A 26,886-nucleotide genomic window follows, 5' to 3' on the forward strand; every position below is an offset into this window, starting at 1 on the left:
TTTTTATTATTGGACAGACTATGAACTTTGGCGCCCCACGCCACAGTTTATATTGCTAAATAGAACATAGTCCCATCTATTGATAGTTTCCATGTAATTTTGTTGCGTAATTGGTGTCATTTTCGTTCATTTTACAGACAAAAAATAGTCTGCACGGTTTTTTGTTTGTTCTACTATCTGTGCATTTAAGGCATCGTTTGATGCAATTCTTTGTTGTGCTTCATCTAAGCTAATGCCCCAAGCCTGTTGGTGCCTCATGGTAAGTTGCTTCATAGCGGCTTCGATAGGTAGGTCGATAAACCATTTCTCATCGAGAAGCTTCTGAACATGCTCAAACCCATGTTGGTTATGAAGTACGTATAGACCTTCGACAATCAGAATTTGAGCTTCACTAGGTATGTTGATGCTGCCCTCGACAGGGTCCCCTTGTGTGTGATCAAAGCTCGGCCATGTTAAGGGCTTTTGATCTGGCTGTTTAAAATCGACTAGATGTTGATAAAAACGCTGACTATCAAATGTCCAAGGCGCTCCTCGTCGGGCAAAGGCTGCCTCAACATCGGGGAAGGTGCCAAGTTGCGCTTTGCTCAGATGAAAGCCGTCCATACTCACGCTGATCACTTGATTTGGATGAGTTTGGTTTAGTCTCAATGCGATGTAGTCCCCGAGGGTTGATTTGCCAGAACCAGGGAGGCCAGCAATGCCGATAATGTAACGAGAATGACCTGTGTCTAGTCGATGTTGCACTCTCAATAAGGCATCTTGATAAGTCTGTAATTGGTCAAGTTTACGGTACAGGTCGGAATTCATTGGGTTCATCCAAGTTAATCATTACGTCGTATGTATGGGGTGAGCAATAAAAAGAGGGTATCGAAATGACCGTTACTGAGCTAGCTAAAATTTCTATGATCGATAAAGTGTGTATCCATTCCTTAGAGTCTAATCTGTATCAACTTTCGGTGGTTGTTTCAGGTGAGGAACATTACATACAAGATTCAAAAGGGGGCTTTTTAACGAGCCATAACAAGCTGGATTTGCAATCTTTATTCAGCGATAAGAATGTAGGAACCATGGTACTGTGCCATCAAAGCGCTTACGATGAGATGGTCGGCCAGCCTATAGGTCAAGGGAATATTTTAGAAGTACCAATTGGCGACCCATTTAAATAAATACATCTTCATTTGACTACATATATGCGAGCGGTTGTCTATATTCAGTAATGATGAACAAGCAGTAGGGTTAGGTTGTGAAAGCAGTACTGGATTTAAAAATTAGTCGTATTGTAAAAGAGACCAGTCGTGTTATTCGAATTGAGTTGGTTTCACAAAATGGTAGCACCTTGCCGCTTTATCAAGCTGGTGCTCATGTTGAGTTGAAACTGCCTAATGGGTTAATGCGGCAATATTCGTTGTGCCGCTTGCCTACGACGGGAATGTCTTATGAAATAGCGGTGTTAAAAGACCCTAATTCCCGAGGCGGGTCCATGTTATTGCATCAAATGAAGGTTGGAGACCGTCTCCAGGCCAGCTACCCTCAAAATCACTTTTTGCTAAAAAATCCACGTAAAACAGCTATTTTACTGGGTGCAGGGATTGGCATTACACCACTGATACCTATGGCACAAATGCTTGCCAAGACAGGTGTTGATTTTGCTTTGCATTACTCAGCAAAGTCGCCAGCATCTGCAGCATTTTATGATCAGCTTAATAAGTCTGAGTTTGCTGATAAAGTGCATTGGCATTTTAGTGATGCAAATTCACGGTTAAACATAGAATCGCTTTTGAAAAGCTTGGTTAGCCATCCGGATTTGTATGTATGTGGGCCTAGGCAGTACATAGAAGAAATAATGAACTGCGCGAAAGTGTTTGGCTGGCCAGAAGAGAGGCTACATAAAGAGTTCTTTACAGGGGCAAAATCCCCTTTGATAGATCAGACTCCGCGCGAGATGTTTCAGGTCAAACTTGCCAGCTCTGGGCAAATGATTGATGTGCCTCCAGGTGTGAGTATTACGGAAGCACTAGAGATGAATGGTATTGATATTCCAATCTCCTGTGAAGAAGGCTGGTGCGGCACATGTATGACTCGAGTGATTGATGGGGTACCTGACCACAGAGATACGTTTTTATCCCCGCAGGAGCACACTCAAAATAGCTTGATAATGCCGTGTTGTTCTCGTTCTCGCAGTGATGTCCTCGTTCTCGATATCTAGGAAATGTTTCGATCTAGGTACTACCTAGTGCTGTTTGTTCATAAAAGACGCAAAACTTCTAAGCTTTTACGTTGAGTGAATCCCGCTCTGATGCTATTATTTGCTCCCGTCCTAAAGGTGCTTTTTTAAGTGCCTTTTCTCATTTCGATCATACAAATTTAAGGCGGGCTTAACACTCATGGCGACACGATATATTTTCGTCACAGGCGGCGTGGTTTCATCACTTGGTAAAGGATTGGCTTCAGCATCTCTTGCGGCGATCCTAGAATCCCGTGGTCTAAAAGTCACCATGCTTAAACTGGATCCATACATTAACGTTGATCCAGGCACAATGAGCCCATTTCAGCACGGTGAAGTTTATGTCACTGAAGACGGTGCTGAGACTGACCTAGATCTAGGTCACTACGAGCGTTTCATCGATACTAAGATGACTAAGCTTAACAACTTCACTTCTGGCCGCGTATACCAGCACGTTCTACAAAAAGAGCGTCGTGGTGACTACCTAGGTGGCACAGTTCAGGTAATCCCGCATATCACCGATGAAATCAAACGCCGTGTACTTAAAGGTGCTGAAGGCGCTGATGTTGCTCTAGTTGAGATCGGTGGCACGGTTGGTGATATCGAATCACAACCATTCCTAGAAGCGGTACGTCAGTTGAAAGTTGAGCTTGGCTCACACCGTGCATTGTTCATGCACCTGACACTGGTTCCTTACATCCGTACAGCAGGTGAAACGAAAACAAAACCGACACAACACTCTGTGAAAGAGCTTCGTTCTATCGGTATTCAACCAGATATCCTTGTATGTCGTTCTGAAGTGTCGATTGAAGCGCCTGAGCGTAAGAAAATTGCTTTGTTCACAAACGTTGATGAGCGCGCGGTTATTTCTCTACCAGACGCAGACACTATCTACAAAATTCCACAGATGCTAGCAGATCAAGGTCTTGATAGCTTGATCGTTCAACGCTTTAACTTAGACTGCAACATTGCGGACTTGGAAATCTGGAACAAAGTAGCGCAAGCGAAACTAAACCCAGAGAAACAAGTGAACATCGCCATGGTTGGTAAGTACATGGAGTTGTTGGATGCCTACAAGTCTTTGATCGAAGCGATGGATCACGCTGGTATCCACGCACGTACCAAAGTAAAACTGCATTACATTGACTCTGAGAAAATCGAAGAAGAAGGCACATCAGTGCTGGAGGGTATGGATGCAATCCTAGTACCTGGCGGCTTCGGTGAGCGTGGTGTAGAAGGTAAAATTCGTACAGCGCAATACGCTCGTGAAAACAAAATCCCTTACTTGGGTATCTGTCTAGGTATGCAAGTAGCGGTCATCGAATTTGCTCGTAACGTAGCAAATCTAACCGGTGCGCACAGCACTGAGTTTAACTTAAAAACAGAGAATCCTGTGGTTGGCCTCATCACTGAATGGGTCAACTCTGAAGGTTCCAAAGAAATCCGGTCAGAGGAATCCGATCTTGGTGGAACGATGCGCCTTGGCGCTCAGAACTGTAACCTGATTGAAGGTACGAAAGCCCATGCTGCGTACGGTCAAAATGTGATCAGTGAACGTCATCGTCACCGTTATGAAGTAAACAACTACTATGTTCCAGCGCTTAAAGAAGCAGGCCTAACTATCTCTGGCTTGTCAGCTGATAACTCTTTAGTAGAAATGGTGGAAATCGCTGACCATCCTTGGTTTGTTGCGTGTCAATTCCACCCTGAATTTACTTCAACGCCTCGATATGGTCACGGCCTGTTCAGTGCATTCGTTCACGCGGCACTGAAAAATGCAGGAAAAGAAAAATAATTTTAGCAGACAGATGTTTGTGAATTTTTCATCTACTAAAAGGGGTTTGTTATGAGTCAAATCGTTGATATCAAAGCCAGAGAAGTTCTGGATTCACGTGGTAACCCAACTGTGGAAGCTGACGTAATCCTAGCGGATGGCTCGTTTGGTACAGCGTGTGCACCTTCTGGTGCCTCTACCGGTTCTCGTGAAGCTTTGGAACTACGTGATGGTGACAAGAGCCGTTACCTAGGTAAAGGTGTATTGAAGGCTGTCGCAGCGGTAAACGGTCCAATCCGTGAAGCGCTACTAGGTAAAGACGCAACAGCGCAAGCTGAGCTAGATAAGATCATGATCGATCTTGATGGTACAGAGAACAAATCTCAATTTGGTGCGAACGCTATCCTAGCGGTTTCTTTGGCTGCAGCGAAAGCAGCGGCTGTTTCTAAGAAGGTGCCTCTGTACGCACACATTGCTGACATCAACGGTACTCCAGGCGTTTACTCAATGCCAGTTCCGATGATGAACATCATCAACGGTGGTGAGCACGCGGATAACAACGTTGATATCCAAGAGTTCATGATTCAGCCAGTTGGCGCGCCTAACTTCCGTGAAGCGCTACGTTACGGTGCCGAAATTTTCCACGCATTGAAGAAAGTTCTTAGTGCACGTGGTTTGAATACTGCTGTAGGTGATGAAGGTGGTTTCGCACCTGACCTTGCTTCCAATGCTGAAGCACTTGCGGTAATCAAAGAAGCGGTTGCAGCGGCTGGTTACGAGCTAGGCAAAGACATCACACTAGCGATGGACTGTGCTTCTTCAGAATTCTACGAAGATGGCAAGTACAACATGAAAGGTGAAGGTAAAGTCTTCACGTCAGAAGAGTTCTCTGATTACCTAGCTGAGCTATGTGAAGAGTACCCAATCGTTTCGATCGAAGATGGTCAAGACGAATCTGACTGGGAAGGTTTCGCTTACCAAACTAAGATCCTTGGTGACAAGATCCAGCTTGTTGGTGATGACTTGTTCGTAACCAATACTAAGATCCTGAAGCGTGGTATCGATGAAGGTATCGCTAACTCTATCTTGATCAAGTTCAACCAAATCGGTTCTCTAACTGAAACACTTGAAGCAATCAAGATGGCGAAAGACGCTGGCTACACTGCCGTGATCTCTCACCGTTCAGGTGAAACAGAAGATGCGACTATCGCTGACCTAGCAGTGGGTACAGCCGCTGGCCAGATCAAAACAGGCTCTCTATGTCGTTCTGACCGTGTGTCTAAGTACAACCAATTGCTACGTATTGAAGAGCAATTGGGCGGTAAAGCACCTTACAAAGGTCGCTCTGAGATCAAAGGCCAAGCATAATTTACGGTCTTTTTATCAAAGGGAGAACATTCGTTCTCCCTTTTTTATTTTTTTTTCACTCAATTCGCGAAATAATGGGCATTCATTTGTCCAGAGCCTGAATCATTCAACATGATGTTGCGCATTTTTTTAGTCATCTTTCTATCAGCTTCTTCATACTTTGCTTTTCAAATTTATTGGGGAGAGCAAGGAGTTAAACGCGATGAAGAACTTGCTAAACAGATCGAATACCAAGAACAGATCAATAAACGCTTAAAAGTCAGGAACGATGCTCTGCGGGCTCAGATTGGTGACCTCAAACGCGGAGAAGATGCGATCGAAGAGCATGTTCGTACCGAACTTCAATATATTAAAGACGGTGAAGTCTTTTATCGAATAGTAGAAAAGTAATGACACAGTTTTGGGTGATTATTCCAGCGGCTGGCGTTGGCAAACGTATGGCTAGTACACAGCCTAAGCAATATTTAATGCTGAATGGCAAAACCATTCTGGATACCACAATAGAAAAGTTTTTAGAGCATCCGCAGATTACAGGTATTGCTGTCGGTGTCAGTCCAGATGACGAATATTGGCAACAATCGGAATGGGCCGGTAATCCGCAAGTGGTTCGCTTCGATGGTGGTCAAGAACGGTCTGAAACCGTACTGAATGGTTTACAAGTATTAATGGCAATCGGTGTGTCGGATGACGAATCTGTCTTAGTGCATGATGCTGCGCGCCCGTTAGTAACCGAAGCGGCCTTAACTCGCATCATGGCACATACAGGTGATCAAGGTGCGTTGTTAGCGATACCGTGCAAAGACACGTTGAAATTAGCCGAAGAGCAGCGTTCTACTGCGACGGTAGACCGTAGTGTGATCTGGCAAGCACAAACCCCACAAAAATTCCCGCTAATGGCTTTGTATCAGGGCCTTGCATCTGCGCTGGAAGAGGGGGTTGCGATTACAGACGAAAGCTCGGCAATGGAGTTGATTGGCTGGCAGCCTGATTTGGTAGAAGGTGAATCTAGTAATCTTAAAATTACTGTGCCGGAAGATCTTGTGATTGCCCAAGCTTTGCTTAGCATCCAGCAAACCGCTAAATAATAGGAGAACAACATGTTTCCATTTCGTATTGGTCACGGCTTTGATGTCCATAAATTTGGAGAAGGTGACCATATTATTATCGGTGGTGTCTCCATTCCTTATGATCAGGGACTGATAGCGCACTCTGACGGTGATGTTGCACTGCATGCTTTGACGGACGCTTTGCTTGGCGCGGCAGCATTAGGGGACATTGGTAAACACTTTCCTGATACGGACGCTGAATTTGAAGGTGCTGATAGCAGAGTGTTATTGCGTCAGGCTTATTCAGAGATTCAAAAGCTCGGCTGGTCTGTTGCTAACGTTGATGTAACCATCATTGCACAAGCACCTAAAATGCGACCACATATTGATGACATGCGTGCCAACATAGCCGCGGACCTTCAAATCGACATGTCGGCCACGAATGTCAAAGCAACGACAACGGAGAAGTTGGGATTCACTGGGCGTAAAGAAGGTATTGCTGTCGAAGCCGTGGCTTTATTGTACCGAGAGAATTCATGAACACAGATTGGCATTACGCGTGGACAGCACCCCATGCGCGCGCAGATTTAAAAACCTTTGCCAGCGACTTCCTTGTTGAAGAAATCCTAGGGTTTGAACCAGAAGGCAAAGGCGAGTTCGTTTATTTATGGGTTGAGAAGCAGGGTGTTAACACTGATTACTTAGCCAAACGCTTAGCACAAGCTGCCGATATTTCTCCTAATAGAGTGACGTATGCGGGGGTTAAAGATCGACACGCTTGTACGCGTCAGTGGTTTTGTTTGCACATGACTGGGCACGCGCCGGATCTTAGCGAAATCGAGCAAGTGTTTCGTGAGCCCGAAATGGTTCGTGTGCTATCGCAAACACGTCACTCGAAGAAGCTAAAAACAGGTGGCCTTCAAGGGAATCGCTTTGTATTACGCTTACGCAATATACAGGGAGAGCGTTCAGAGATTGAACAGCGTTTAAGTCTAATTGAACGCTTTGGTGTCCCGAACTACTACGGTGAACAGCGTTTTGGTATTCAAGGTAATAACCTAGTCAATGGTTACAAGCTCGTTATGCCAGGACGAAAAGGGACTCATAAACTGAACAAAACTCAGTCATTTTGGCTATCCGCTATACGCTCATGGTTTTTCAATGAAGCGTTATCGCAATTTGTTGAGCGGGGTAGTTGGGATACGCTGAGTGTAGGTGATATTGCTCAACCACGTGATGGTGCGCAGTCATTTCGTATCAAAGAGCACTCTTTAGATAATTTGTTGCGTCATCGTAATGGTGAAATCTCGCCGGTCCTACCTTTGATCAGTGATGGTTGGCCAATGGGAACCAACCTAGAGCGAGCTAAGGCAATGACTGAACTATATGCTGAACAGAGTGAGTTATTAGAGGGATTGATCAGCTTCGATTTTTCTAGAGATAGCCGTGCGACACGAATTGTCCCAACCAATATGGCCTGGGAATTGCTATCTAACGGAAAGGAACCAGATCAACTGGTGTTGCAATTTGAGCTTCCAAAAGGCGCTTTTGCAACGAGTGTTCTAAGAGAACTTTTTACTATTAACGATCGATCTCAAGAAAAACATAATGAGACTACTTCTTTCGAATGATGATGGGTTGGATGCTCTGGGTATTCAAACCTTAGCAAAACAGCTTCAAAATCGTTATGACGTCACTCTAGTAGCGCCTGATCGAGACCGGAGTGGCGCTAGCAATTCATTGACACTGACTCGTCCATTACGACCAACCTGTGTTCGTGCAAACCAATATAAAGTGGATGGTACGCCGACGGATTGTGTTAATTTGGCGATCTCTGAAGTGATTGATGGACGTTTTGATGCCGTGATTTCAGGCATTAACCACGGACCAAACCTAGGAGATGATGTGCTTTATTCGGGAACTGTCGCCGCTGCGATGGAAGCCCGTCACCTCGGGCGGCCAGCAATTGCCGTTTCGTTGGTTGGGAAACATCATTTTGATACCGCAGCTAAAGTCATTGATACGCTTTTGCAGGACACACACGCACTGGCATTACCTCCAAAAGTACTGCTCAATATAAACGTGCCAGATGTTCCTTATGAGGAGTTGAAAGGGATCAGAGTGACGCGCTTAGGTTATCGTCATCAAGCACATCCAGCCATCCCAGCGAATCACCCTAAGGGCATCGAGTGCTATTGGATTGGTATGTTGGCAGAACCCAATGATGCCGCGGATGACACGGATTTCTATGCTGTTTCGAATGGCTATGTCTCTATAACACCTATTCATACAGACATGACTTGCCACTCTTCAATCAATCAATTGCGTAAATGGGTGAATGATTTAGCACCATGAGCACAGCATTGGATGAGTTGTTAAAAAGGTCTCAACCTCGATCTAGTCAAATGCTAGAGCACTTAATGGGTGAAGGGGTAGAACACGCTGAATTGCTAGAGCTTATGGGGCGTTTACCTCGCCATGAGTTTGTTGAACCTGCTTTTTCTCATTTAGCATACAGTCCAACACCGCTTCCGATTGGTCGTAGTCAGACGATTAGCCAGCCATTGACCGTTGCTAAAATGACGTTGTGGCTGTTGACCTATGCACGTTTAGGTCGTGTTTTAGAAGTGGGAACTGGCTCAGGCTATCAAACATGTTTATTAGCGCACTTTTTCAACAAAGTGCACACCATTGAAAGACAAAAAAGTCTTTATCTCCAAGCCCAAACTCGTATTCGAAGCATGGGTTTTAATAACGTTGAATTTTTACATGGGGATGGTCATTTAGGATGGCCTCAGAAAGTTCAAATGGATGCCATCATTGTTACGGCAATGGCCAGCAAGGTACCGGTAGCCTTAACGGATATGTTAAAAGAAGATGGTATTTTAATCATGCCCATCGCAGACGAAGTCCCCAGCATTGGTTGCTGGCAGCGTGTTGGGTATAAGTGGAAACGTTTAGAATCAACCCCAGCACAATTTGTTCCATTACTAGAAGGGAAAGTGGATGCCTAAATGGCTTAAAACGTATTTAAGTGGTGTATTAATGGGGGCCGCTGATGTGGTCCCTGGTGTGTCGGGTGGCACCATAGCTTTTATTGTAGGGATTTATGATCGCTTAATACATGCCTTAAGTGGCGTAAATAAGGCTAGTATTGCGCTGTTATTTAAAGGCGACTTTAAAGGGATATGGCGTCATTTTGATGGTGGTTTTTTATTGGTACTTTTGCTCGGAGTTGCAACCAGTATTTTTGGCATTGCCAGTGTGATTACTTCGTTGTTAGCCTCTTATCCAGTGTGGCTGTGGAGCTTCTTCTTTGGTTTGATTATTGCCTCAGCGTATGTGCTACTACATGAGATGCCTAGCTTTTCAAGACGACATTTTTTGGTCATGGTGATTGGTATTGTTGTGGGAGCTTCTCTTTCATTGTTGGTTCCAACTCAAATAGATATTAACCCTCTAATGATTTTCTTGTCTGGCATGATTGCAATATGTGCGATGATTCTTCCAGGCATTTCAGGTAGTTTTATTCTATTAATGCTAGGTATGTATGGGTTTGTGATGACCGCCATTAAGCAATTGGATCTAATGGTGATTAGTATTTTTGCGCTCGGTGCTTTATTAGGGCTGCTGAGTTTTTCAAAGGTTCTTAATTGGTTGTTAGAAAATGCAAAATCTATGACCCTAGCGTTACTGACTGGCATCATGTTAGGGGCCTTGGTGAAGGTTTGGCCGTGGAAGCAAGTGACAGCCTTCATTGAGGTAGGCAGTAAGCGTGTACCAAGTGAAGAGCAATTACTATTGCCCTGGCACATGCCGTCATTCAATTTCGTGGATACAATGCTTATCCCAATCGCTTTGATGGTTTTGGGGGCAGTGTTGGTTTATGGAGTGCATTACATCTCCTTACAAAAAACTAACACTTACACAAAACCGTCGTAGATGTGTAAAAAGTGATGTGTTTCATGCAGGAAGCCAAAGTGCTGAGAACTTTTATCAACAAGTTTTTTACGATGACACAGCGATTCATTGTCGTCATTTCGGTTTGCCTGCTTGTCACTGGTTGTGCGTCTGACAGTTTTCATTATGGCAGCATAGGAAATACTCGAAGTACATCATCCTCCCCTAAAACGAAATCCATTCCAAGCTCAGGAATTCATCGGGTGCAATCTGGAGATACGTTGTTTTCTATAGCGTTTTCTTATGGCTTGGACTATCGAAATGTGGCAAATATTAATGGTATTGATTCACCATACGTCATTTACCCAAATCAGAAAATACGTCTAAGAGGGGGCCCTAAGAGTGTGAGAAAGGTTACCACTACGAGGGGAACTAAGACTGTATCGACACCCGATGAGTCAGTAACAAAAAACTCCACAGAAAAAGTGAACTCTTCTTCAAGATCCGTGTCGACTGTAAATATACCCGATCAAAAAGTGTCTGTTTGGCGCTGGCCAATTGCTGGATCTGTCACAAAAAGCTTTTCAAATGCAGGCGTAAGTAGTAAAGGTATAGACATAAGAGGGAAGGATTCTGAACATGTTAAAGCAGCGGCAGATGGTGTTGTAGTGTATGCAGGCAATGGCTTAATTGGATATGGCAATTTGGTTATTGTGAAACACAACGATGTTTATTTAAGTGCTTATGCATACAATGATCGTATCCTAGTCAAGGAAAAACAAAGTGTTCGAGCAGGTGATTCCCTTGCCATCATTGGTGGTAAAGGTTCTGAAAGGCCTTTACTACATTTTGAAGTAAGGCGGGATGGCCAGCCAATTGATCCACTAAAAGTTTTACCCAAACAATAATAATCATAATTTGGGAATTGAGGAGGGCTATATGAAATCGGTAGAGATGGACAAGTCAGGCGAAGAATTAATTCGCAACACTGATGATTTTGATTTCGAAAATATAGATGAGGAGGTTGATGACACGGACGAAGAGTTTGAGTCCGCTGTCAATGCACGCTACGCTGACAGTGATACCAAATCTCTAGACGTAACACAGCTTTATTTAAGCGAGATAGGATATTCGCCATTATTAAGTGCTGAAGAAGAAGTTTACTTTGCTCGACTTTCCCTGAAAGGGGATGAAGCTGCCCGCAAACGAATGATCGAGAGTAACCTTCGATTAGTCGTTAAAATTTCACGACGTTACCTAAACAGAGGTTTGACGTTGTTGGATCTTATCGAAGAAGGCAATCTTGGTTTGATTCGAGCGGTTGAAAAGTTTGACCCAGAGCGTGGCTTCCGTTTTTCAACCTACGCGACTTGGTGGATACGACAAACCATCGAAAGAGCGATCATGAATCAAACTCGTACAATTCGTCTGCCGATTCACGTGGTTAAGGAGTTGAACGTTTATCTCCGTGCGGCACGTGAATTAACACAGAAATTGGATCATGAGCCAACGCCGGAAGAAATTGCTAAAATGCTCGATCGTCCAGTTGAAGATGTGCAGAAGATGTTGAGTCTCAACGAGCGTGTCAGTTCAATTGACTCACCTGTCGGTGGTATGGACAACGATAAAAGTCTAGTAGAAGTGCTGGCAGATACGCAGCACACTGGTCCAGAGGATGACCGTCAAGTTGGCGATGTGCACCAGAATATCGAGCAGCTATTAGATGAACTAAATGATAAGCAACGGGAAGTGATCGCTCGCCGCTTTGGCCTTCGAGGCTATGAGCCTAGTACTCTTGAAGATGTCGGTGCTGAAATCGGCTTGACTCGAGAGCGAGTGCGTCAGATTCAAGTTGAGGCATTGCGTAAGCTTAGAGTTATGTTGCAAAGCCGAGGATTGTCATTGGCCGATGTAATCGATATGGATCACTAATTATCTAGCAGTAAATTAAAGAAAAAGCTCTAGTGGTTGCTAGAGCTTTTTTTATTAAGGCTCTGCTGAGGAGAAATCTAATGATTCAAGTTGCTCTTGGATTTTTGCTCGGTATTTATCCGATAGGCCTTTCACGGTGTATGCAAGCACTTCTTCATCATCGTCTCGTTCAATGATTTCAGGAAGACTTAAAATTATTCTATTCTGTATACCGGGGACGGTAATAACATCTTCACTCAGTACTAGTGTGTTGCTTGCCTCGGATAGCGATAAAGCGTCAGCGGCATTAATAAGCTCAGCAAGCTCATTTGAGTCAATTTTATTGGCTTCATACATCTTTGATAGTGCGTCGAAGCCTTTGTGTAGCCCCATGTGGTAACTCACATTCGGCACATCTGCATACAAGTCTGTGGCCATCAGTTGCTCAAGTAGCTGCTGGATCAATTGTGCGCAGCAGGCTGCGTTCATGTACAGGTTTTCATCGCAGTTTTTTGCCTGAAAAAGCATCAGAACACTGTCTTTATCATACTGATGAACTTGCCCGTTATAGTACTCGCTGGCCAGAAAGATGGTGCGATAAAGTGGTGTTAGTAAGTTAGCCACTTGTAAGGGAGGAAGTTCATCCCGCCATTCAGAGATATGCTTAAACTGAATGACTAATGCACAGGTTTCGCGCTCGCTTTCTTTGATGATTTGCTCGAAGTTGATTTCGAACTGCCCTTCCTCATCGATAGGTTCTGCTTCACTGTCTCGCATTTCAATTTCGGGTTTAACAGGCTCAACTAATTCAAGCTGTTGCAACTGGCGAACGTGGCTCATCAGTTCATGGGCTTCTTTGTAAGAGTGCTCAGGCATGGGGGCGTTATTGGTTCCATTAGTAAACGCTTCAATGGCATCTGTTACTCTTGCGATGGGCATAAACATTCGTCTAACGATTAGGAGCAAAAACACACTGGTGATCGCCGCAAGAAAAATTCCTAAGCCAATCATTAAGTTGCTGATATGAGTAAGAGTGCTTTGTGCTGAGCTTTTATCTAAAGTAATCATCACATGGCCAACAACGTCATCACGAAAACGAATAGGTGAACTAAACACTAGGTGTGTATCCGTTGGGCGTATTTCTCGCTCATTATTACCTTGGCTGCCATTACGACTGGCTTCTGCAAGTAGCTCGTCCTTTTTGTTGTAGACTCTGGCACTTAAAATGCTATCGCTTGCGACGAGACGATTGAGGAGTACGTTTAAGCTTAGTAAGTCATTGGTCAAAATGGATTGTGTGGCATTAAAAGCCGCTTGTGTTGCTAGACTACTGCCTAAAACATCCGTCTGTTGATTAAGGTGTCTATCGACGGCAGAGGTTACTGAAAACCAAATCACAAAGAGTGTTACTAGGATAAGCCCTAGGTATGTTGTGAGTAAAAGGCTCGCGGAAGAACACTTTTTTAATAAACTATGGTACCCAGATGAGAGTTTTTTCACGATGTCCATCGACGTCCTAGTATATTTGAGAAACGGGTATCTTATTGATTTAACCGAAAATTCGATATGGCCTACCAGTGTTTTCGGTTCAAATAACGTATTCTTTAGTTCTGCTTGACAGTTAGCGTCAGGTCAGGGATTTGATATAGTTAGCGTCCCCATAATCAGGAGTTAACATGACTGCTTCGATCACACTTATTGGCGACAATCTTGCTCAATATCAACCGAATTTCCAAGCTTGGCTAACAACACAAGCATTGGATGCTACACATACTGTTCTTTCAAACCAGCAAGATACCTTCGATGTGTGGCGCTATGACCTTAGCACTCCCATAGAAGATGGTAAATATGACAGCTTGCGTTTGGCGCTTTTGGCATTGGCTGATGACACTAAGATTGATCATATTCTGCAAACCTCTCAACCGCTTTTGTCTCAGCCTGGTTTGGCTGTATTTGATATGGATTCGACTCTTATCAAGGCTGAAGTAATGGATGAGTTGGCTGTTGAAATGGGGATAGGCGAACAAATATCTGCCGTGACAGCCAGCGCCATGCGTGGCGAAATTGATTTTACACAGAGTTTTGTTCAGCGATTATCTTTGCTTAATGGCCTGAGTAGTGATGTGATGGATTCCGTATATCAGCGAATTCAGCCGATGGATGGTATCGCAGTACTCATGAAGGTATTGAATCATTTTGGTTGGAAAACAGCCATTTTGTCTGGTGGTTTTACATATTTTGCGGAACGTGTGCAGCAGGATTATGACTTCACTGAAGTCCATGCGAATGCCCTAGAAATCGAAAGTGGCACCTTAACAGGCAAGCATCTTGGTCCTATTGTTGACGCTAAACGTAAGCAGCTCTTGCTGAAAGAGTTGAGTGAGAAGTACGAGGTTCCTTTTGCGCAAACCATTGCTTGTGGTGATGGCGCGAACGATCTTCTTATGTTGAATGATGCGGCACTAGGTGTAGCACTGCACGCTAAACCGATTGTTCGTCAACAAGCACCCTGTCCGCTGAGTCATACTGGGCTAAACGGTATTCTGTATTTGCTTGGCCTAAGCTCGGATGAAATAACCACGATTGTAGGTTAATGAAATATATGGCATCGAGGCTGGCGAACTCCGATGCCATAGTTTTTATGAATTTTACATAGTGCTGTCCAGTCGAGCGGTCCATTCTTTGGTAAGAATTTCCACGAGCCCATATCGTCTTAGTGATAGAGCGGATGACAGCTCTTCAAAGTTTTCATCTAGATAATCAAATAAAATCTTTTGCCTTAGCTCAATCAATACTCGTATCTGCTCCCCCTGTTCGTAAGTAACGTCCTTGTGTTCTAGAAGGGCTTCCAATACTTGATCACGGCTCTCGACGTCCACTTCATAGTGATGGCGTAAAAGATAGATAGCTAAGTCGAGCATTGAAGCAACCAGCAATTGGAAGGTATGCTCGACAGCCATTACTTCGTCAGTGGTTAATGGCGTACTGCGCTCTTTTTTTCGGTGAACATCTAAGCGTTTGATCATGGCATGCTGATGTTCGTACAACGATTGTTCCCAAGCTTTATCTCTCACTGCCTAACTCCTAGTTACAACAAGAATTTTTCTTTAGTGTAGTTTAGAAGCAGGCAAATGGGTAAAAGTTGAACTCACTATCCGGTGTTACGTCATGTTTTGCTGGCACGTGCAGATAGCCATCCGTTTGGCTGGCTGCCAACAAGGCTCCCGAGCTTTGTTGTACATGAGGAGTGGCAATACCATTTTGTACGTGCACTCTTAAAAACTCATCTCGTGACTGATTACCTTTGCGAGAAAAGTGACACTTCACTGGATAGGGGGTAGGAAGAGCCAACTGCTCTCCTGCCGCTTTTGCAAGCGCTAGACGAGCGAATAGATGAAACGTGACAAGAGTAGAGCTTGGATTGCCAGGAAGGCCAATAAACGGTGTATTAAACACGTTCGCAAACACTAATGGTTTACCGGGTTTGATGGCGATTTTCCAAAGGTGCAGGGTGCCATTGCGCTCAATGGTATGTTTGACGTGATCTTCTTCACCAACCGACACACCACCAGAGGATAAAATAATGTCACATTGTTCGCTTAGCATTTGCAATGCTTGTTCTGTATCGGCTACTGAATCATTGGCGTGCATAACTTTGACAGCTTGGTGGCCAGCGCTTTGCACAAGAGATGTCATGAGCGGGCCATTGGAGTTATAAATCTGCCCCGGTTGCAGTGCGGCACCAGGCGATTGAAGCTCATCGCCGGTGGTTAAAATACCTACCTTCAAGGGACAATAAACCCTAACATCAGCTACACCAATACTAGCTAATACACCAATATCAATGGCATTGAGACGTTTGCCTTGGCTCAGAACTTTCATGCCTTTGGCGATATCTTGCCCTGCGGGACGAATGTTTTGGTGTGTTTCGACCGTCTCAAGAAAGTGGATTCGATCTCCCTGAATCTCTGTATTTTCCTGCATCACAACGGCATCCGCACCGGCTGGTATTTCAGCTCCAGTAAAAATGCGTGCACAGGAATTTTCTGCTAAAGGGGAAGGGGGTTGCCCAGCAGCAATGCGCTGAGAAACGATTAGATCTGATTGTGATGCTAGATCGCTACAGCGAACGGCATAACCGTCCATGGCGCTGTTGGCCGCTGGAGGAACATTTATTGGTGATTCTATGTCACAAGCAAGAACACGCCCCAGTGCTTCCAGTAATGGAATGATTTCAGTAGGCGTGATCACATCTAACGTATGTGTAATGTGTTCGAGTGCTTCTTGCAGAGGCATAAGAGATGACATTGTTATACCTCATGCACTGGTGGCTGGTAAGGGCCTAGCAGCATAGTGACAAAGTTACATGGCTTGTGGCGTGCATCAAGCTGCTCTTTGATAATGCCATGCCAAGCCGTTTTACAGGCCCCTGTTGAACCAGGTAAACAAAAGATAAGGGTGTTATTGGCAAGCCCCGCTAGAGCACGAGATTGAATCGTAGATGTGCCGATTTCATCGTAGGAGATCTGTCTAAATAATTCGCCAAAACCATCTACCTGCTTATCGAGGAGCGGTGTGATGGCCTCAGGGGTGCTGTCGCGAGAGTAAAACCCTGTACCGCCTGTAATTAATACAACGTTCACTGAGTTATCTGCGATCCATTGCGATACGACGGCACGCATCGCATAAATATCATCTTTGACAATGGTCCGCTCGCCAAGGGTATGGCCTGCTTCGGTTAACGCATGGATTAACGCATCGCCTGAAGTATCTTCTGCTAAAGAGCGTGTATCGGATACTGTTAGTACATTTATATTTAAGGGACGAAATGGAGAAGGCACTTTAGCCATGGTGACATCCTTATATTTAGCCGCCAGTTGCACTCATAAAGCGAAGGATCTGCGGCTCTTCATCTAAGTTAAAATGGTGTTTTTCAGGTTTTAGAGCCAACGCTTTCACGATTTGATCCTGCAATGGCTTTAGGTCATTGGGGTGTGCTCTGAGAACACTTTTTAAATCTTTGGAATGCTCATTACCAAGACATAACAGTAAACGACCTTCAACCGTCATACGTACACGGTTGCAGGTGCTGCAAAAGTTATGGCTATGTGGAGAAATAAAGCCAATTTTAGAACGCTCTCCAGCGATTTGAAAATAACGCGATGGACCGCCAGTTTGATGTTGACTAGGAGTGAGTTGCCAGCGAGTCTGTAGTCGCTTGAATATGGTGTCACTAGAGACATAAACTTCAGCACGATCATGATCTGATATAGCGCCAAGAGGCATCTCTTCGATGAAACTGATGTCCATATTGCGTTGTAGGGCGTAATCAACCAATGTCTCTACTTCGTCATCGTTATGACCGCCAAGAATCACAGCGTTGAGTTTTAGCTGCTTAAAGGGAAGGGCTGTTACAGTATCTATGCCACGTAAGACTTGCTCTAATTTGTCTCTTCGTGTGAGTTTTTCAAAGCGATCACGTTTAAGCGTATCTAAACTGATATTAATGCGCGATACGCCTAAGTCGAATAACTGCTGACCCATTTTTTCAAGTTGAGAGCCATTGGTGGTGATTGTCAGCTCCTCTAAACCTGGTAGCACGGCAATTTGCTCTAAGGCCCATAAGATATCTTTTCTCACCAAAGGCTCGCCGCCGGTAATGCGAATTTTTCGTGTGCCTAATGCAACAAAAGCCTTAGCGACTTGAACAATTTCCTCAAGCGATAATATGTCCTTGCGAGGTAGAAATGTTGCATTCTCATCCATGCAATAGGTACAACGAAAGTCACATCGATCGGTCACCGATATGCGCAAATAGTCGATATTTCGACCGAATGGATCTATAAGCATGGAATCTGACACTTGAATTAGCCTCGCTACAACTTTCTAATAGAAGCAAAATTTGTTCACAGAGGCAAAGTTCTCTGTCCTAACTGCGGCTGACGTGATGCGCATAGCGTGCCATGCATCGCTCATTAACGCCAATTACTGAAATAGGGGAATCGCAGTGCATAGTGTTATACATAATTTGATTGAGTTACTCACTTTGAATCGTGTGTCTGACACACAATTTGTCGGTAAGAGTCAAGATTTAGGCTTTCCCAAGGTGTTTGGAGGTCAGGTTGTGGGGCAGTCGCTAAGTGCCGCAGCACAAACTGTTCCTGAAGATCGCTTCCCTCACTCATTACATAGTTACTTTATTCGTCCAGGCGACGCAAAGCAAACGATTGATTATGACGTAGAAACCGTTCGTGATGGGGGCAGTTTCAGTGTTCGACGTGTGATTGCACGTCAGAATGGTGACACGATCCTAGTTATGACTGCTTCCTTTCAAAAGTTTGAAGATGGTTTATCACATCAAGAAGCCATGCCGAATGTCCCGGGGCCTGAAAACTTTAAGTCAGAGTTGAGCCTTTTCCAAAGGCATGCTGAGGAAATCCCTGAACGTATCCGAAGCCTATTAACGGCGGAAAGACCAATCGAATACCGTATTGTCGAAAATCAAAACCCATTTCGCCCGCGCCCAGGCTTACCTGCACGGCATATGTGGATTCGAAGTGTGTCGCCATTACCTGATAACGAGCTAGTGCATCAGTCGATGCTGGCTTATACCACGGATTATGGCTTTTTGGAGACCGCACTTCAGCCCCATGGAATTTCCATTGGCAACCCGGGCCTTCAAATTGCGAGTTTGGATCACTCCATTTGGTTTCACCGACCATTTCGACTAGATGACTGGTTGTTATATGTGGCCGACAGTCCATCTGCATCTGGAGCGCGCGGCTTTGTACGTGGGAAAATCTTTGACAGAGAAGGTAATCTTGTTGCTTCAACTGCACAAGAAGGCTTGATTCGACTGATGCAGAAATAAATTGTTACAAAGTGTAATAATTCTATATAGAGTGTTGTGATTATGTTAATTTTGATCGATTGTTTATTTAATTAAAATAAATATATCGACAAGTCTATAAAGTGGTAAGGCTTCTCGCTCTCATAAGGATATAGAAGGGTTTAGCGTGGTACCTCGAAGAAATGTCTCGCATTTTGTTCTAAGCAAGCTATTTGCCTGTTACCTTTTTGTGGCAGGCATTGCCTTGGCTGGCTTTTTTTTATGGTCACACCAGCAGCTAGATCTGCAACATCAAACGGCTATTGAGCAACTTCAGAACGGTTTTATGGACATCATTGAGCAATCCGATAAGGATCTCAGTGAGGTAACGAAAAGCCTTGCATTGGGGTTGCAGTTTTCGAAGGAAAATGGCGTTCCGATTGAGTCTGTTTCGTTATTTGATGCAAGGGGCAAGGAGCTGATTCATTGGCCTAATAATGTAGTCTTAGAAGAGTCGAATCAGCCTTCCTATACTTTCCAATCTGCTTCAGGCGAAATTTACCAGCTATTAGTAAGGTTCTCTGATGCTTCCTTATATGGATTTGTAGTCCATCACTTCTTCCCTATCATTGGGCTTTTATCATTTCAACTAGCGCTTTTGTTACTGACGTTAAAGATCCTTATAAGCCGAAGTTTAGACGGTGTCTTTAGTGGTTTTATGAGGGAGTTAAGCCTGATTAATTTACGCCATCCCGAACCATTACAAGCGGATGCATTTTTAGGCCAGTTTGCTGAATATCGGCAGATGCTTGCTGGAGTGAATCGTGTAATTCTATCGTTGGCAAAGTCTCGTGAAGAACTGTCGGATATTAACCAAGTGTTGGAGTCTCGTATTCATTCTAAAACGGCTGCACTTGAGGAGAGAAACCTGGAGCTGATTGAACTCAATAAACAGTTGTCTGTTATTGCTAACACGGATGCGCTCACTCAGGTCTACAATCGAACTCGCTTTGATACATTATTCAGTGAGCATGTTGCAGTTGCCAGTAGGCGTAACACACCTTTGGCGCTTTTATTGGTCGACTTAGATGACTTTAAAAAAGTGAATGATTGCTATGGCCATCAGGTGGGGGACCATGTGCTAAAGCATGCCGCTCGGATCATTCAAGAGGTTGTTTCTGAAGAGGGTATCGTGGCTCGCTGGGGAGGGGAGGAGTTCGCGGTGTTGCTACCTTACTTCGATATCACTATGGCTGAGGACAAAGCCGAACAGTTGCGTTCGGTGATGGCAGCCACACACTTTGAGGCGCAGTCTATTCAAGTCACAGCGAGCATTGGGGTTGCACAGTTGAGCCAACAAGAAACCGCTGCCCAGTTGCTTAAACGTGCTGATGATGCGTTATATGATGCGAAAGGCAGTGGTCGTAATCGAGTTATCATTGCTTATTTAGAAAACAGCCACACTCAACTTGAAATCAATGAGCTCAAAGAGGGGGAGTTTGTTGAGGTGTTTGATGTTGAGACAGAGCCCAATCCAGATGAATCCGAAGCTTCTCAGAAGCTGTCGACTTAGCATCTTCTAATGCTTCAATAATATCGATCCGTGTGGGGGCGTTTCCTAGCGCAACAGCAATATTCCTACGCCAGTTTTCATAACCTGTTCGTCTGATGGGCGAGCCTTCCGTGTTTTTAAGAAAGGTATCCTCATCCCATTTGAACAATGTGAGTAGGTCTTCGTTATCTAAGTTGTGTCGAGGTTGGAAATCTTGCTCTTGAGTGTGTTTAGCAAACTTTGTCCACGGACAAACCAGCTGACAGTCATCGCAGCCAAAAATGCGGTTGCCCATCTTTGAACGCAATTCTTCGGGAATGATCCCATCGTATTCAATGGTTAGGTATGAAATGCATTTGCTAGCATCCAGAACCCAAGGTTCAACAAATGCATTGGTAGGACATTTATCAAGACAAGCGCTACAACTACCGCAGTGACGTTTTGCAGTCGGTTTATCAACAGGAAGTGGGAGGTTGGTGAACACCTCTCCCAGTAAGAACCAGCTACCAGCTTTGGGTGACAGTAATAAGGTGTTTTTACCGATCCAGCCCATGCCAGCCTGTTCTGCTATTTGGCGTTCTAAAATAGGCGCGCTGTCAACAAATGCTCTGTACCCATGTTCTCCTACCGCTAGCTCAATTTTCTTAGCCAATTGGGTTAGGCGTTTACGAATCAATTTGTGATAATCGCGGCCTAGTGCGTAGCGTGCAACATAACCTTTGTCTTTAGTTTGTAGGCGTTTTACCGTTTCAACAGACTCAGGCAAGTAAGCCATGTTTAAGCTGATGACACGTTGTGTGCCACTATGCAAGCTGGCAGGTGAGAAGCGTAAATCACTGTGGTTGGCGAGATACTCCATCTCTCCGTGATAACCTTTATCGAGCCAAGCTTGAAAACCTTCGCGATATTGCTCAAGTTCGGGGTCGACGATACGACATTCGCTAAAGCCGAATTCCAAAGCCCATGATTTAATGTCTTGAGCGAGTTGTTGTAATTCAAGTTCTGAGAGAGAAGACACGATTTATTGGATGTCGATTTTGCACAAAAATAGTGCGATGGTGTGAAGCTGGGCAGGGGCGAGCCCCTGCAAACTGGAGTACTTAGTAAAGATTGCTATCGCTCTTAACCGTATCCATCAGTAGTTTAATGAATAAACGATCGGCGTCTGAATGTTCTTCAGGGATTTTCAGTGTTGTCTGGCTTGAAACCGCTTCCGCGATGACTTGGTAAGCATTAGGTTCATTAATGTGCTCTTTGGCAATACGAACCAATTCTCCTGCCAATTCTGGTTCCATAAGAATTTTACGGAAGCAACGTAGAAACTCATCAATAATACGTTGTTGATTCAGTTGTGAAGCCATAGTGGTAACTCCTTAATTTACAATGTAAGTATGACACCATGAAAGCCGCTGTAGAGCAAGAAGAATGGCGTTTTGTGGTGCTTTTTCGTTGACACATTATGGTGCGCCTGACAGAATAAGAAAATACGTCAGCAATACCCCGCTGACCTCTCTTCTGATGGTGGCCAACAGCCCCTTTCTATACGACTAGAGTATAGTCGTTACACAAAGTGTTGTGAGTAGAATTTTTACAAGCAGCGCTTCCCTCGCGAAAAAACGCGGGCAGTGTCAAAACTGCGATTTCTTGCGTTTGAGTGTTCCTTGATTTCAGGCATCTCATTTGTTTTGCAAACTTCGTTTTATCAACTTTTATCTGAGCTTGGTATGCGGTTACAATAGCTGCACCAAAATAGCAGATTGATGAACACTATAGAGGTTAACAAGGTGGAGTTATTATCCGGTGGTGAAATGATCGCCCGCTTTCTCAAAGATGAGGGAGTAGAATACATATATGGTTATCCAGGTGGTGCAGCCCTGCACATTTATGATGCATTGCATCGCCAATCTGATGTCAAGCATGTCCTTGTCCGTCACGAGCAAGCTGCGACACACATGGCTGACGGTTACGCACGTGCGACTGGTAAACCTGGGGTCGTCCTCGTCACCTCTGGTCCTGGCGCAACCAATACTGTGACAGGTATTGCGACAGCATTCATGGACTCCATCCCTATGGTGGTCATCTGTGGTCAGGTAATGAGCTACTTGATTGGTGAAGATGCGTTCCAAGAAACGGACATGATTGGTGTTTCTCGTCCAATCGTAAAGCATAGCTTTAGCGTAAAGCACCCGTCTGAAATTCCAGGTGTATTGAAGAAAGCTTTCTACATTGCGAGTTCCGGTCGCCCTGGTCCAGTGGTTGTTGATATTCCAAAAGACATGACCATGCCGAATGAGAAGTTTGAATACAACTACCCAGAGTCTGTATCGCTTCGTTCTTACACTCCGCCAGCAAAAGGCCATAGTGGGCAAATTAAAAAAGCCGTTGACCTGTTACTAGCCGCGAAACGACCAATGATTTATGCCGGTGGGGGCGTGATCATGGGTGGTGGCGCTGATTTGTTGAAAAAGCTAGCGCAACAGCTTGAGTATCCAGTGACGAATACTCTAATGGGATTAGGTGGTTACCCAGGTACCGATAAGCAGTTTGTAGGTATGTTGGGGATGCATGGTTCTTATGAAGCCAACCAAGCAATGCATCACAGTGATTTGATTCTTGCGATCGGTGCACGTTTTGATGACCGTGTAACCAACGATCCTGACAAGTTCTGTCCAAGTGCGAAAATCATTCATATTGATATTGATCCAGCTTCTATTTCGAAAACGATCCGTGCGGATGTGCCGATTGTTGGTCCTGTCATTCAGGTACTTGAAGAGATGTTGTCGTTAATTGATGACGCACCAGCGCGTTCTAATAAAGAAGCGATCAATAACTGGTGGAAGCAGATCAATGAATGGCGTCAAGTTCACGGTGGCCGCTACGATACGTCCAGTGACAAGATTAAGCCTCAAGCAGCCGTTGAAGCTTGTTGGAGAGCAACCAATGGAGATGCGTTTGTTGCGTCAGACGTTGGTCAGCACCAAATGTTCACAGCGCAGTACTACAAGTTCGCTAAGCCATACCGTTGGATTAACTCTGGTGGTCTAGGCACGATGGGCTTCGGTCTACCAGCTGCAATGGGCGTTAAGATGAACTTCCCTGAAGAGACTGTAGTGTGTGTGACAGGTGAAGGTAGTATCCAGATGAATATCCAGGAGCTATCAACCTGTCTGCAATACGGCTTACCAGTGAAAATTCTTTGTTTGAACAATGGTTACCTAGGCATGGTTCGCCAATGGCAAGACATGAACTACGAAGGCCGTCACTCAAACTCGTACTTAGATTCATTGCCTGAATTTAAGACACTGATGGACGCTTATCGTCACAAGTACGTAGAAATTCGTACGAAAGACGAGCTAGATGCGAAGATGGAAGAAGCGTTCGCGATGAAAGATCAGCTTGTATTCATCAACTGTTATGTAGACCCTGAGGAACACGTATACCCAATGCAAGTACCACGCGGTTCTATGCGTGATATGTTCCTAAGCAAAACGGAGCGAACTTAATATGCGACACATTATCTCAGTTTTAATGGAAAACGAACCGGGTGCTTTGTCGCGTGTTGTTGGCCTGTTCTCTCAGCGTAACTTCAACATCGAATCATTGAACGTAGCGCCGACAGATGACCCAACATTGTCTCGACTAACGCTAACAACATTTGGTTCTGATCAAGTGGTTGAGCAGATTACTAAACAGCTTAATAAGCTGATTGACGTAGTTAAGTTAGTGGACTTGACGGAAGGTCAACACATCGAGCGTGAGTTGATGCTGGTTAAGGTGCGCGCTTCGGGGGCGCAACGTGCGGAAGTGAAGCGTACAGTGGATATTTTCCGCGGCAATATCATTGATATGACACCTTCAATCTACACAATGCAGATTATTGGTGAGTCGGATAAGCTTGACGGTTTCTTGCAAGCGCTTGGCGGTATGCACATTTTAGAGGTCGTTCGTACTGGTGTTTCTGGTATCGCCCGCGGTGAGAAAACCTTGTCTCTGTAAGGTTTACCTGTAATTACCTTTTTAAAAACGCGCCAATGGCGCGTTTTTTTATGCGTCCTATTTTTGCCCAGAGTTCCAACGCATTACTGATATCTCTTGGCATAGTGCTGACAATTGTTCAGTGAATTGTCAGGTCTGACAATATTCAGTGCTTACTAGGAGTAAAAGCGTAACCGTCTGTTCCTTGGTTTATTTTTTTCGAGAAGTAGCCACAATGAAATACACATTCATTGAAACAGGACGATACTATGAACACTTCAACAGCACTTAAAAACACAGCATCAATGGTTAAAAAAGGCGCTCTTGCAACGGCGATTGCGGCAACCACTTTAGTTGGGACTTCTGCCTATGCAGACGATCTTGCCTGTGCTCGGGTTGCAGGGAATGAAGCCGCTGTTGAGATCGCGAAAGCGCAAGAAGATTGGAGCGAAATTTTTACGACGCAAGCAGAGCTAGCCGCTGCCAAAACTGAGTGCTTTATTGATAAACACATAACCTCTAACGACACAGATGAAAACTGGGAAGAAATTAAGAGTGACTTCCAAGAAGGTATGGCAGACCTTCATGATGAGTTCGAGGAACAAGTAGATAATGCTAAAGATGTCTATGAAGAAGCTAAAGATAAAGCTGAAACGGATAAGGCACTAGCTGAAGCAGAAGAAACGTACGACGAAACGATGGAAGAAATTACCGATACTTATCAAGACTCAGTCGCGGCATTAAAAGATAAATTAGGACTAAATGAGTCGTAATGCAGCGAGTGTTTTATGTTTTGAATGGCCACCTTTTAGGTGGCCATTTTGCATTGAAGGGTAGCGCTTTTGTAGAAAGGCTTTTTCATGCTATCGTGCTGTGAGTTTCAAAAAAAATTAAGGCTGACAAGTGGATAAGATTAATTGGAAGTTGTTGAAGGCTTTAGAAGAGAATGCTCGCTTGAGTTATTCTGAGCTCGCTAAGTTAGTTCATTTGTCTGCTCCTGCTGTTGCTGAACGCATTAAAAAACTGGAAGAGCAGGGTGTTATTACAGGCTATCGGGCAACCATTAATCTTGAAAAAGCGGGTATTCCCATCACTGCATTGGTTGAATGCGAGGTTTACCGTACGCAAGAACGAGCCTTTAAAGAGTTAGTGCTCAGCCTTGATGAAGTGGTGGATTGCTACAACATCACTGGACCATCGGCCTTTATCCTGCGTGTTGCGGTATCTTCCATGTCTCGTTTAGATGTTTTACTGGAGCGGTTGATTGATTTGAGCGACACCAAAACTATGATGATTATGTCACAGCCTATTGATCGTGAGATGCCGCTCAATATTGAAAGCGTTACAAGCTCACTTCCTTAGTGGGTTCCAACTTAACGGTTTTGCGTGGCCACTGGCTCACAATCATTCCTGCGAATATTAAGGCGCAGCCAAACAGCGCTCGATCACTTAAAACTTCTCCCATCAATAGCCAGCCACCCAATACGGCAAAGACCGCTTCCATAGATAGGATTAAAGCTGTACTGCTTGGGCTGACATTACGTTGCCCAAGTGTCTGCAGTGTGAATGCGATACCTGATGACGCAACCCCTGCATAAACCAGTGGCCACCAAGCCAGTTCGATAGAGCTAAGAGTTGGGTTTTCTAAGGTAAAAGCCGTTAGTGTCGCCCAGACTGTGGCGACAGCGAATTGCATAATTGACAATGGTAGTGCCGGAAGAAAACGAGATAAGTAACTTATTAAGAGTACATGTCCGGTCCAAAATAATGTGCCAGCAAACTCAAGTGCATCGCCTTTGTTAATACTAAGGTTTGGTCCGATGGTGAGAATGTAAAAGCCAACCAGTGCCACAGCGAGACCAGCCCAGGTCAGACGGTCTACCGCATGCTTAAATAGCAGTCCCACCAATGGCACCATCACAATATACATACTAGTAATGAAGCCAGCGTTACCTGCAGTGGTGTAGAGCAGTCCGGTTTGTTGAAATGTAAAGCCAAAGAACAGCAAGGTGCCAGCTGCTGCGCTTCCTTTAAATAAAGCTGATTTGGAGTAAGGTGTTTTTACCTTAAAAACAAATAGGAGTGGGATTAAAGAGAGGGTGGCGAGTAGGAATCGAACGGCATTAAAAGTATGTGGACCAATGACATCCATAGCGGTACTTTGTGCAACAAATGCAAATCCCCAAATACAGGCGGTAAGCCATAAAAATAAGTGCGAAATAGACATGACAGCCTCTTCTTTTATGAGTAAAGTTGCCGTCCATTTTAAGGTGGTTTGAGATATTCGAAACAGTATGAAACCTTCGA

29 protein-coding genes are annotated in these 26,886 nt (G+C 44.5%); 20 read left to right on the plus strand and 9 right to left on the minus strand.

The features are described from left to right. Positions 1 to 126: 126 nt before the first annotated feature. The gene (locus C8D85_RS11475) at positions 127 to 807 is read right to left on the minus strand and encodes a nucleoside/nucleotide kinase family protein (RefSeq protein WP_162847573.1); all 681 of its coding nucleotides are present in this window, start codon (positions 805 to 807) and stop codon (positions 127 to 129) included. A 65-nt stretch (positions 808 to 872) separates the two neighbouring features. Between C8D85_RS11475 and C8D85_RS11480 the strand changes: the two genes are divergently transcribed. The 13 genes from C8D85_RS11480 to rpoS all read left to right on the plus strand — a co-directional run bounded on the left by C8D85_RS11480 (position 873) and on the right by rpoS (position 12,244). Continuing rightward, positions 873 to 1,166: a DUF6482 family protein gene (locus tag C8D85_RS11480; RefSeq protein ID WP_133562769.1), complete on the plus strand. Its 294-nt coding sequence runs from the start codon at positions 873 to 875 to the stop codon at positions 1,164 to 1,166. A 77-nt stretch (positions 1,167 to 1,243) separates the two neighbouring features. Beyond that, positions 1,244 to 2,206 carry a PDR/VanB family oxidoreductase gene (locus C8D85_RS11485; protein ID WP_244937002.1) on the plus strand — a complete coding sequence of 321 codons (963 nt, stop codon included), beginning with the start codon at positions 1,244 to 1,246 and terminating at the stop codon, positions 2,204 to 2,206. A 178-nt stretch (positions 2,207 to 2,384) separates the two neighbouring features. Then, positions 2,385 to 4,019, plus strand: a complete 1,635-nt coding sequence (locus tag C8D85_RS11490) for a CTP synthase (RefSeq protein ID WP_133562771.1) — start codon at positions 2,385 to 2,387, stop codon at positions 4,017 to 4,019. A gap of 51 nt (positions 4,020 to 4,070) precedes the next feature. After that, entirely contained in the window at positions 4,071 to 5,366 is a 1,296-nt protein-coding gene (eno, locus tag C8D85_RS11495; RefSeq protein ID WP_133562773.1) for a phosphopyruvate hydratase, read from the plus strand. A gap of 111 nt (positions 5,367 to 5,477) precedes the next feature. Next, positions 5,478 to 5,756 (plus strand): septum formation initiator family protein, encoded by a 279-nt coding sequence (locus tag C8D85_RS11500; protein ID WP_244937003.1) that lies wholly within the window; start codon positions 5,478 to 5,480, stop codon positions 5,754 to 5,756. After that, positions 5,756 to 6,451, plus strand: coding sequence for a 2-C-methyl-D-erythritol 4-phosphate cytidylyltransferase (gene ispD / locus C8D85_RS11505; protein ID WP_133562776.1), 696 nt, complete (start codon positions 5,756 to 5,758; stop codon positions 6,449 to 6,451). The genes C8D85_RS11500 and ispD overlap by 1 nt, the downstream gene beginning before the upstream one ends. A 12-nt stretch (positions 6,452 to 6,463) precedes the next feature. Then, positions 6,464 to 6,952, plus strand: a complete 489-nt coding sequence (gene ispF, locus C8D85_RS11510) for a 2-C-methyl-D-erythritol 2,4-cyclodiphosphate synthase (protein WP_133562778.1) — start codon at positions 6,464 to 6,466, stop codon at positions 6,950 to 6,952. Beyond that, positions 6,949 to 8,043 (plus strand): tRNA pseudouridine(13) synthase TruD, encoded by a 1,095-nt coding sequence (gene truD / locus C8D85_RS11515; protein WP_133562780.1) that lies wholly within the window; start codon positions 6,949 to 6,951, stop codon positions 8,041 to 8,043. The genes ispF and truD overlap by 4 nt, the downstream gene beginning before the upstream one ends. Beyond that, on the plus strand, positions 8,021 to 8,767 hold the full coding sequence (gene surE / locus C8D85_RS11520) for a 5'/3'-nucleotidase SurE (protein WP_133562782.1): 747 nt from the start codon (positions 8,021 to 8,023) through the stop codon (positions 8,765 to 8,767). The genes truD and surE overlap by 23 nt, the downstream gene beginning before the upstream one ends. After that, the gene (locus C8D85_RS11525) at positions 8,764 to 9,426 is read left to right on the plus strand and encodes a protein-L-isoaspartate(D-aspartate) O-methyltransferase (RefSeq protein WP_133562784.1); all 663 of its coding nucleotides are present in this window, start codon (positions 8,764 to 8,766) and stop codon (positions 9,424 to 9,426) included. The genes surE and C8D85_RS11525 overlap by 4 nt, the downstream gene beginning before the upstream one ends. Continuing rightward, positions 9,419 to 10,354 (plus strand): DUF368 domain-containing protein, encoded by a 936-nt coding sequence (locus C8D85_RS11530; RefSeq protein ID WP_133562786.1) that lies wholly within the window; start codon positions 9,419 to 9,421, stop codon positions 10,352 to 10,354. The genes C8D85_RS11525 and C8D85_RS11530 overlap by 8 nt, the downstream gene beginning before the upstream one ends. Before the next feature lie 23 nt (positions 10,355 to 10,377). Beyond that, positions 10,378 to 11,220: a peptidoglycan DD-metalloendopeptidase family protein gene (locus tag C8D85_RS11535; RefSeq protein ID WP_244937004.1), complete on the plus strand. Its 843-nt coding sequence runs from the start codon at positions 10,378 to 10,380 to the stop codon at positions 11,218 to 11,220. 31 nt (positions 11,221 to 11,251) lie between these two features. Then, positions 11,252 to 12,244: an RNA polymerase sigma factor RpoS gene (gene rpoS / locus C8D85_RS11540; RefSeq protein WP_133562788.1), complete on the plus strand. Its 993-nt coding sequence runs from the start codon at positions 11,252 to 11,254 to the stop codon at positions 12,242 to 12,244. Between the two features lie 54 nt (positions 12,245 to 12,298). Here the strand turns inward: rpoS and C8D85_RS11545 are convergent, their stop codons facing one another. Continuing rightward, a complete protein-coding gene (locus tag C8D85_RS11545; protein WP_162847574.1) occupies positions 12,299 to 13,621 on the minus strand; it encodes an AhpA/YtjB family protein in 1,323 nt (440 codons plus the stop codon). A 278-nt stretch (positions 13,622 to 13,899) separates the two neighbouring features. On the opposite strand from C8D85_RS11545, the gene serB reads away from it, so the two are divergent. Then, a complete protein-coding gene (gene serB / locus C8D85_RS11550; protein WP_133562792.1) occupies positions 13,900 to 14,817 on the plus strand; it encodes a phosphoserine phosphatase SerB in 918 nt (305 codons plus the stop codon). A 54-nt stretch (positions 14,818 to 14,871) separates the two neighbouring features. On the opposite strand, the gene C8D85_RS11555 is transcribed toward serB, so the two are convergent. Genes C8D85_RS11555 through moaA form a run of 4 tightly spaced genes read right to left on the minus strand, consistent with a single transcriptional unit; the run spans position 14,872 to position 18,073 of the window. Continuing rightward, positions 14,872 to 15,297, minus strand: coding sequence for a hypothetical protein (locus C8D85_RS11555; RefSeq protein ID WP_133562795.1), 426 nt, complete (start codon positions 15,295 to 15,297; stop codon positions 14,872 to 14,874). Between the two features lie 43 nt (positions 15,298 to 15,340). Beyond that, entirely contained in the window at positions 15,341 to 16,531 is a 1,191-nt protein-coding gene (locus C8D85_RS11560; protein ID WP_133562797.1) for a molybdopterin molybdotransferase MoeA, read from the minus strand. 2 nt (positions 16,532 to 16,533) lie between these two features. Next, positions 16,534 to 17,073: a molybdenum cofactor biosynthesis protein B gene (gene moaB, locus C8D85_RS11565; RefSeq protein WP_133562800.1), complete on the minus strand. Its 540-nt coding sequence runs from the start codon at positions 17,071 to 17,073 to the stop codon at positions 16,534 to 16,536. 16 nt (positions 17,074 to 17,089) lie between these two features. After that, a complete protein-coding gene (moaA, locus tag C8D85_RS11570) occupies positions 17,090 to 18,073 on the minus strand; it encodes a GTP 3',8-cyclase MoaA (RefSeq protein ID WP_211342182.1) in 984 nt (327 codons plus the stop codon). A gap of 157 nt (positions 18,074 to 18,230) precedes the next feature. On the opposite strand from moaA, the gene tesB reads away from it, so the two are divergent. Together tesB and C8D85_RS11580 are read left to right on the plus strand one after the other, a co-directional pair. Beyond that, complete coding sequence (tesB, locus tag C8D85_RS11575; RefSeq protein ID WP_133562805.1) at positions 18,231 to 19,094, plus strand: acyl-CoA thioesterase II; 864 nt, start codon at positions 18,231 to 18,233, stop codon at positions 19,092 to 19,094. Positions 19,095 to 19,239: 145 nt separating this feature from the next. Next, complete coding sequence (locus C8D85_RS11580; RefSeq protein WP_133562807.1) at positions 19,240 to 20,625, plus strand: GGDEF domain-containing protein; 1,386 nt, start codon at positions 19,240 to 19,242, stop codon at positions 20,623 to 20,625. Here C8D85_RS11580 and queG read toward each other — a convergent pair. Then, positions 20,537 to 21,622 carry a tRNA epoxyqueuosine(34) reductase QueG gene (gene queG / locus C8D85_RS11585; protein ID WP_425324509.1) on the minus strand — a complete coding sequence of 362 codons (1,086 nt, stop codon included), beginning with the start codon at positions 21,620 to 21,622 and terminating at the stop codon, positions 20,537 to 20,539. The two genes, C8D85_RS11580 and queG, sit on opposite strands and share 89 nt — an antisense overlap. 82 nt (positions 21,623 to 21,704) lie before the next feature. Beyond that, positions 21,705 to 21,965, minus strand: a complete 261-nt coding sequence (locus tag C8D85_RS11590) for a hypothetical protein (RefSeq protein ID WP_133562813.1) — start codon at positions 21,963 to 21,965, stop codon at positions 21,705 to 21,707. A gap of 423 nt (positions 21,966 to 22,388) precedes the next feature. On the opposite strand from C8D85_RS11590, the gene C8D85_RS11595 reads away from it, so the two are divergent. From C8D85_RS11595 to C8D85_RS11610, 4 genes are all read left to right on the plus strand, one after another. Further along, positions 22,389 to 24,107, plus strand: coding sequence for an acetolactate synthase 3 large subunit (locus C8D85_RS11595; RefSeq protein ID WP_133562815.1), 1,719 nt, complete (start codon positions 22,389 to 22,391; stop codon positions 24,105 to 24,107). A gap of 1 nt (position 24,108) precedes the next feature. Continuing rightward, the gene (gene ilvN, locus C8D85_RS11600; RefSeq protein WP_133562817.1) at positions 24,109 to 24,600 is read left to right on the plus strand and encodes an acetolactate synthase small subunit; all 492 of its coding nucleotides are present in this window, start codon (positions 24,109 to 24,111) and stop codon (positions 24,598 to 24,600) included. A gap of 248 nt (positions 24,601 to 24,848) precedes the next feature. Continuing rightward, positions 24,849 to 25,352 carry a hypothetical protein gene (locus C8D85_RS11605; protein WP_133562820.1) on the plus strand — a complete coding sequence of 168 codons (504 nt, stop codon included), beginning with the start codon at positions 24,849 to 24,851 and terminating at the stop codon, positions 25,350 to 25,352. A 130-nt stretch (positions 25,353 to 25,482) separates the two neighbouring features. After that, entirely contained in the window at positions 25,483 to 25,941 is a 459-nt protein-coding gene (locus tag C8D85_RS11610) for an Lrp/AsnC family transcriptional regulator (RefSeq protein ID WP_133562822.1), read from the plus strand. Here the strand turns inward: C8D85_RS11610 and C8D85_RS11615 are convergent. Next, complete coding sequence (locus C8D85_RS11615; RefSeq protein ID WP_133562824.1) at positions 25,922 to 26,806, minus strand: DMT family transporter; 885 nt, start codon at positions 26,804 to 26,806, stop codon at positions 25,922 to 25,924. The genes C8D85_RS11610 and C8D85_RS11615 overlap by 20 nt on opposite strands. Between the last annotated feature and the right edge of the window lie 80 nt (positions 26,807 to 26,886).

The organism is Marinomonas communis (assembly GCF_004363305.1).
GTDB classification, from domain to species: domain Bacteria; phylum Pseudomonadota; class Gammaproteobacteria; order Pseudomonadales; family Marinomonadaceae; genus Marinomonas; species Marinomonas communis.